The organism is Mesorhizobium sp. M7A.F.Ca.CA.004.06.1.1 (assembly GCF_003999135.1).
In the GTDB taxonomy this organism is placed as follows: domain Bacteria; phylum Pseudomonadota; class Alphaproteobacteria; order Rhizobiales; family Rhizobiaceae; genus Mesorhizobium.
On sequence record NZ_RZPQ01000314.1, the window covers coordinates 1 to 6,349 of the forward strand.

The 6,349-nt window shown below is 62.8% G+C and carries 8 protein-coding genes and 1 pseudogene; 1 reads left to right on the forward strand and 8 read right to left on the reverse strand.

The window, feature by feature from the left end:
- The 6 genes and pseudogenes from EN906_RS38315 to EN906_RS18905 form a co-directional block, all read right to left on the reverse strand.
- Nucleotides 1–96: pseudogene (locus tag EN906_RS38315) on the reverse strand (phosphatidate cytidylyltransferase); the annotation flags it as partial.
- Nucleotides 93–827, reverse strand: coding sequence for an isoprenyl transferase (locus tag EN906_RS18885; RefSeq protein WP_023812930.1), 735 nt, complete (start codon nt 825–827; stop codon nt 93–95). The gene EN906_RS18885 and the pseudogene EN906_RS38315, both read right to left, overlap by 4 nt.
- 34 nt (nt 828–861) lie before the next feature.
- Nucleotides 862–1,416, reverse strand: coding sequence for a ribosome recycling factor (frr, locus tag EN906_RS18890; protein ID WP_013531759.1), 555 nt, complete (start codon nt 1,414–1,416; stop codon nt 862–864).
- Between the two features lie 100 nt (nt 1,417–1,516).
- Nucleotides 1,517–2,239 (reverse strand): UMP kinase, encoded by a 723-nt coding sequence (gene pyrH, locus EN906_RS18895; RefSeq protein WP_013531760.1) that lies wholly within the window; start codon nt 2,237–2,239, stop codon nt 1,517–1,519.
- A gap of 138 nt (nt 2,240–2,377) precedes the next feature.
- Nucleotides 2,378–3,484: an aldo/keto reductase gene (locus EN906_RS18900; protein ID WP_127270204.1), complete on the reverse strand. Its 1,107-nt coding sequence runs from the start codon at nt 3,482–3,484 to the stop codon at nt 2,378–2,380.
- A 27-nt stretch (nt 3,485–3,511) separates the two neighbouring features.
- Nucleotides 3,512–4,048 carry a nuclear transport factor 2 family protein gene (locus EN906_RS18905; RefSeq protein WP_127270206.1) on the reverse strand — a complete coding sequence of 179 codons (537 nt, stop codon included), beginning with the start codon at nt 4,046–4,048 and terminating at the stop codon, nt 3,512–3,514.
- A gap of 115 nt (nt 4,049–4,163) precedes the next feature.
- Between EN906_RS18905 and EN906_RS18910 the strand changes: the two genes are divergently transcribed.
- Nucleotides 4,164–5,090, forward strand: coding sequence for a LysR family transcriptional regulator (locus tag EN906_RS18910; protein WP_127270207.1), 927 nt, complete (start codon nt 4,164–4,166; stop codon nt 5,088–5,090).
- A gap of 21 nt (nt 5,091–5,111) precedes the next feature.
- On the opposite strand, the gene tsf is transcribed toward EN906_RS18910, so the two are convergent.
- Entirely contained in the window at nt 5,112–6,032 is a 921-nt protein-coding gene (tsf, locus tag EN906_RS18915; protein ID WP_127272504.1) for a translation elongation factor Ts, read from the reverse strand.
- A gap of 109 nt (nt 6,033–6,141) precedes the next feature.
- A partial coding sequence (locus EN906_RS18920) for a 30S ribosomal protein S2 (RefSeq protein WP_127375300.1) occupies nt 6,142–6,349 on the reverse strand: 208 nt, incomplete at its 5' end.

The following is a 6,349-nucleotide window of genomic DNA, read 5'->3' on the forward strand; positions in this document are numbered from 1 at the left end:
CAGCAGCCGGAACGGCAAACCGCCGATCCAGGTCAAGCCGAGAGTGATGATGGCGAGCACGATCGCCGAAACGATACGCAGTTGAAGATTGCTCATCCCGCGGCCGGTCGCGAAGCGACGTCCTGGCCCCCAAGTCCGCCGAAACGGCGTTCGCGGCCAGCAAACTCACGCAAAGCTTCCGCAAGGTGCTCGCGGCTGAAGTCGGGCCAGTAGCAAGGCAGGAAGACGAGTTCGCTATAGGCGGCTTGCCACAGAAGGAAGTTCGACAGCCGGAGCTCGCCGCTGGTGCGAATGACCAGTTCCGGGTCGGGAATGCCTTGCGTATCGAGCGCGCCGGCAAAGCTTTCGGCTGATATCGCCTCGGCGTCGAGTTCGCCACGCGCCACGGCCGCCGCAAGCTTTTGTGCCGTACGAACGATTTCGTCTCGTCCGCCATAGTTGAAGGCGATCACCAGCGTCAGCGATTCGTTTGCGGCCGTCAGCGTTTCGGCCTCGTCGAGCAGTCCCCTGATATCAGACTGCAGCCCTGCCCGGTCACCGATGATTCTAACCCGCACACCGCTCTGGTGCAGTTCAGCAAGGTCACGGCGAATGAACATTTTCAAGAGGCCCATCAGGTCGCTGACCTCGGACTTCGGCCGCGACCAGTTCTCCGACGAGAAAGCATAGACGGTCAGGTAGGAAATGCCGAGCCCAGGTGCCGCGCGCACCGTCTTGCGCAGCGCCTCGACACCGGCACGGTGGCCCGCAAGACGGGGCATGCCGCGCGCCTTGGCCCAGCGTCCGTTTCCGTCCATGATGATCGCGACATGCGCGGGCGTTGCCATGTTCTCGCTTTCGGGTCAGCCGGCGGCCATGACCCTAAACCTGCATGATTTCAGCTTCCTTATCGGAAAGCAGGTGGTCGATGGTGCTGATCGTCTCGTCGGTAAGTTTCTGGACCTGGTCCGAGCGCTTGCGCTGATCGTCTTCGCTGATGTCGCCGTCTTTCTCCGCCTTCTTCAGGAAGTCCATGCCGTCGCGGCGCACATGGCGCGCGGCGACACGGGCATTCTCGGCGTAGGTGTGCGAGATCTTGACCAGTTCCTTGCGGCGCTGTTCGTTAAGTTCGGGAAGTGGAATCCTGAGGTTGGTGCCGTCTACGATCGGGTTGAACCCCAAATTGGATTCGCGGATCGCGCGGTCGACCGCGCCAACCATCGACTTGTCCCATACCGATACCGAGATCATGCGCGGCTCCGGCACCGAGACGTTGGCGACCTGATTGATCGGCATGGTGGTGCCGTAGGCCTGCACCTGGATCGCATCGAGCAGATTGCTGGAGGCGCGACCGGTCCGCAGCGAGGCCAGATCATGCTTGAACGCGGCAATGGCCCCATCCATGCGCCGCTTGAGATCGTCGTACTCACCACTCATCTTTATCTCCTCGACCCGTCTAATGCGGGCTCACTGCTTCGGGGCCGTCTTCGAATCGAACTTTCGAAAACCGGCTTCCCTTTTCGGGTCAGGCCGCCGATCAATCGTCCGCGACGACCGTGCAGCGGCCGCCGCCCCTCAGAATATCGCCGAAACCACCTTTTTCGTGGATCGAATAGACGATTATCGGAATGTTGTTTTCGCGCGCAAGTGCAATCGCAGCAGTATCCATGATGGAAAGGCCGCGATTTATGACTTCGCCATGGCTGATGCGCTCGAAACGCGTCGCATTCGGATCCTTCTTCGGGTCCGCCGAGTAGACGCCGTCGACCTGAGTGCCCTTGAACAGCGCGTCGGCGCCGATTTCAGCGGCGCGAAGGGCCGCGGCCGAATCAGTGGTGAAGAATGGATTGCCGGTGCCGCCGGCAAAGATCACCACCTTGCCCTGGTTCATGTAGGCGGTCGCCTGGCGCTGCGAAAAGCTCTCGCAAAGTTCGGGCATGGCGATCGCCGAAAGCACCACGGCGTCGACGCCGATCTTGTTCAACGACGTGCGCAGCGCCAGCGAGTTGATCACCGTGGCAAGCATGCCCATGTGGTCGCCGGTAACACGGTCGCCGCCCTTGGAGGCAACGGCCACGCCGCGAAAGATGTTGCCGCCGCCGATGACGACGCCGACCTCGATGCCCAATGCACGCGCCTCGGCGATGTCGCCGGCGATGCGATCCACCACTGACACGTCGATGCCGAAATGCTGCTCGCCCATCAACGCTTCGCCCGACGCTTTCAGCAAGACACGTCGGTAGAGGGGCTTCACCGTCATCTGGGCCTCTTCATTTGCATGTGGCGCGTTCCGGGTGGCTGCTCTCGCGCAGGCGCGCCACCGAAACAATGGCGTTCCGATACACGAAGGGCGCCGCGATGTCACGCGGCGCCCTTCCCGGAATTCTCTCGCCTTTTGTCAACTCACGCCGGCAAATGCACCTTCCATGAGCAGGTCAGGGAAATAGCCCGCAGGCTTGCAGCCGACGGCCTGGCCCCCGGTAAGGCCGCCCTGGATTTCCGGACCGAAGAACGAGTACGGGAACGGCGTGACCGGCAGGCTGACTGCGTCGAGCCTTGCCAGGAGCTCTTGGGGGATCTCGAAATCGAGCGCGCCGAGATTGTCCCTGAGCTGATCGAGCCTCGTCGCACCGATGATCACCGAAGCGACACCGGGCCGCGTTGCCGCCCAGTTCAAGGCGATTTGGGCCATGCCGCGGCCAAGCTCGCCGGCGGCCTTTTCCAGTTCGGCAACGATTGCCCAGTTGCGGTCGGTGAACTTCTGGAAGCCGGGATTGGTCGAACCGCGCATCGCCTCCAGCCTGCCGCCGGCGTTGCTGATTGTGTCTGAACGATATTTGCCGCTCAGCAAGCCGCTGGCCAGCGGGCTCCAGACCATGATGCCGGCGCCATAGCGCGTGCCGAAAGGCACGAATTCATGCTCTATGTTGCGCTCGACCAACGAATATTCGAGCTGCAGCGCCGAAACCGGTTCATAGCCGCGCTGCTCAGCGATGGACTGCGCCCTGCTCGCGTACCAGGCGGGGACGTCGGAGAGACCGACATGGCGAATCTTTCCGGCGCGCACCAGATCGTCCAGCGTTCGCATCACCTCTTCCGGTGAAGTCAGCCTGTCCCAGGCATGCAGGACATAGAGGTCGATATAATCGGTGCCGAGCCGCTTCAGCGAGCCTTCGACGGCGCGGATGATGTTCTTGCGGCCGTTGCCGCCGGCATTCGGATTGCCCTGCTCCAGATTCATGCTGAACTTGGTGCTGATCACCGCTCTGTCGCGCAGACCGCGTTCGGCTATGAACTCGCCAAGCCAGGTCTCGGAGGTGCCGCCGGTATAGGCATCGGCCGTATCGAAGAAATTGCCGCCTGCCTCGACATAGGCATCGACCAGGGCGCGGGCCGTCTCCTTGTCGGCGCCCCAGCCCCATTCGGTGCCGAAGGTCATGGTTCCGAGCGCCAGCCGGGTGACACGAAGCCCGCTGCTGCCAAGGGTGTAGAAGGGCATGGTCATGATGTCGCTCCGATCCTGATCCAATCTTCAATGCCGATCCTGTCCGGGGGTCGTCTTGACCCACGGGTTGCCGCGTTCATGCGTCATGCGGAATGTGAAGCCGTCCACGCTCCAGTCGGCTCCCGAACGGGTCAGGTGGTGTTCGTAGGTGCCCCAGACTTCCCATAGCGGTTCGCCATTGCCTTCCATCCGGTTCCAGGCGTAGCCGTTGGAGGAGACAGTCGCGGCGTCGCCGTCGATGGCGACCTGATGGTTGGTGCGCAGGTGCAGGCTGGTCTTGTTGCCCCTGAGGTTGGCGGCCCAGGTCCCGATCAGGTCGTCCGACGCGATGGTGGCCGCAGGCTGCCCACTCAGGCTGCTGAAGTCGACGGTGACGCGGTCGGCGAAGTAACTACGGGCGAGCCGCCAATCCTGGGCATCGACCGCGCGGTCGATGGCATCGGCGATGCGTATGACGGCGCGCTCATCGGCGAGCGTGATTTCAGGGGACGATTCGGCTCCGCCGGCATCGACCGGCGCCAGCGCGATACCCGCCGCGAAGGTGGCATACCTCAATGCATTCATGTCTCTTCTCCTTTGCGCATCGGCCCGTCGCCGGTTTGCTGGCGACAATGTGGGCCAACAGGCCGGCATCGAAAAGATTGCATTATTCGCATGGACTATGCGATATTATGCATGAATGGATCGCGACCTGCTCAGCCACCTTCCCGTTATCGTCGCCGTGGCGCGGCGAGGCGGCTTTGCGCTTGCCGCTGCCGAACTCGGCATGAGCCCTTCGGCGGTCAGCCACGCTGTACGCCTTGTGGAGGAGCGCATCGGCCAGCCGCTCTTTGCCCGCACGACCCGCAGCGTATCGCTGACCGAGGCCGGTCAGGCGCTTGTCGCGACGGCCGAGCCCGCGCTGCAGGATATCGCCGAGCGGATGGAGCGTATCCGCGGCATCAAGGGTCGCCCGGCGGGACTGCTCAGAATCAATGTATCACATATCGCCGTCCCGATGGCGGTGACGCCGGTGGTGACGGCCATGGCCGAGCGCTATCCGGATGTGACAGTGGAAATCTTTGCCAATGAAGGATTGGTCGATATCGTCAGCGAAGGCTTTGACGCCGGCATCAGACTTGGCGAAATGATCGCGCAGGACATGATCGCGATCCGGATGACCCCGCCATTCCAGGTGATCATCGTAGCGTCACCAGCCTATATCGGCCGGCATGGCCGCCCGCACAGCCTGGCCGATCTCGCCGCCCACAATTGCATCGGCTACCGTCTGGTGCGATCCGGCGCGGTCTATCGTTGGGATTTGACGGAGGACGGCAAGGACGTGGCCGTGGAAACGCGCGGCACCGCCATCGTCACCGATTCGCTTGCCGCGATCGACCTGGCGCTGTCGGGAATGGGACTGGCCTATGTGTTCGAGCCGCTGGTGCGCGCCGACCTGGCCGCTGGTCGGCTTGTCCAGGTGTTGCCGCAGTCGGCAATCGAGGAACCAGGCCTGTTTCTCTACTTTCCGCGCCGGGCGGCAATGGCACCGAAGCTGCGCGCCTTTGTCGACGTCACACAAGAAATCGGCCGGACACCCTCGCGAGCGCCCGGCCGAGTTGCCTGAGCCGAAAAGCTGCTTGGCAGCTTACTTCTTGACCGCTGCAGCGACTTCCGCGGCGAAATCGGTCTCTTCCTTCTCGATGCCCTCGCCCAGCGCAAAGCGCAGGTAGGCGGTGATCTTGGCCGGGGCGCCGATGTCCTTCTCGGCATCCTTCAGCGCCTTCTCGACAGTGATGTCGGGATTGAGCACGAAGGCCTGCTTCAGGAGCACGACTTCCTCGTAGAACTTGCGCAGACGGCCCTCGACCATCTTCTCGATGATCGCTTCCGGCTTGCCGGACTGGCGCGCCTGGTCGGAGAAGATCGCCTTCTCGCGTTCGACCGCGGCCGGATCGATCTGCTCTGCGGTCAGCGCCAGAGGGTTGGTGGCGGCAACATGCATGGCCACCTGGCGGCCAAAGGCGTTGGCTGCATGCTCATTGCCCGTGGTCTCGATCGCGACCAGCACGCCGAGCTTGCCAAGGCCGTCGGCAACCGCGTTGTGGACGTAGGTAGCGACAGCGCCGTGCGGGACGGTGAGCTTGGCCGAGCGGCGGAAGCCCATGTTTTCGCCGATGGTGCCGACAGCGTCCTTGATGGTGTCGGCAACAGACTTGTCGGAACCTGGATACTTTGCGGCGGCCACAACCTCCGTCGTGCCATAGGCCAGCGCAACCTTGGCAACGTTGCCGACGATTTCCTGAAACGCGGCGTTGCGGGCCACGAAGTCGGTCTCGGAATTGACTTCCACGACGGCAGCTTCGCGCACGCCGTTGTCGACGCCGATCAGACCTTCAGCCGCGGTGCGGCCAGCCTTCTTGTCGGCCTTGGAGATACCCTTCTTGCGCAGCCAGTCGACGGCCTCTTCCATGTTGCCGTTGGTCTCGGTCAACGCGGCCTTGCAATCCATCATGCCCGCGCCGGTCAAGTCGCGGAGTTCTTTGACCTGTGCAGCCGAAATGCTCATTGTCGCCTCTTTGTTTTAAATGCACCGACGCACCATCGGTATTCGATGGTGCGTCTGTTTAGCGTGCCAGAATATGAGAAAGATGAAGGCCGCAACCGGCCTTCGATTATCAAGCTTCGGGAGCTTCCGACGCCGGGGCCGGAGCCGGGTCGAGCGCGGGTTCGACCGGAGCTTCGACCGAAGCGCCGATGTCGACGCCGAGCGCGCCCTGCTGGCGGGCGATGCCGTCGATCGCAGCCTTGGCGATCAGATCGCAATAGAGCTGGATGGTGCGGGCCGCGTCGTCATTGCCGGGGATCGGGAAGTCGATCTTGTCC

What these genes read in the sequence shown, in the direction of transcription:
- EN906_RS18885 (WP_023812930.1), bottom strand. Translation starts at nt 827, where the DNA reads ATGGCAACGCCCGCGCATGTCGCGATCATCATGGACGGAAACGGACGC.
- frr (WP_013531759.1), bottom strand. Translation starts at nt 1,416, where the DNA reads ATGAGTGGTGAGTACGACGATCTCAAGCGGCGCATGGATGGGGCCATT.
- pyrH (WP_013531760.1), bottom strand. Translation starts at nt 2,239, where the DNA reads ATGACGGTGAAGCCCCTCTACCGACGTGTCTTGCTGAAAGCGTCGGGC.
- EN906_RS18900 (WP_127270204.1), bottom strand. Translation starts at nt 3,484, where the DNA reads ATGACCATGCCCTTCTACACCCTTGGCAGCAGCGGGCTTCGTGTCACC.
- EN906_RS18905 (WP_127270206.1), bottom strand. Translation starts at nt 4,048, where the DNA reads ATGAATGCATTGAGGTATGCCACCTTCGCGGCGGGTATCGCGCTGGCG.
- EN906_RS18910 (WP_127270207.1), top strand. Translation starts at nt 4,164, where the DNA reads ATGGATCGCGACCTGCTCAGCCACCTTCCCGTTATCGTCGCCGTGGCG.
- tsf (WP_127272504.1), bottom strand. Translation starts at nt 6,032, where the DNA reads ATGAGCATTTCGGCTGCACAGGTCAAAGAACTCCGCGACTTGACCGGC.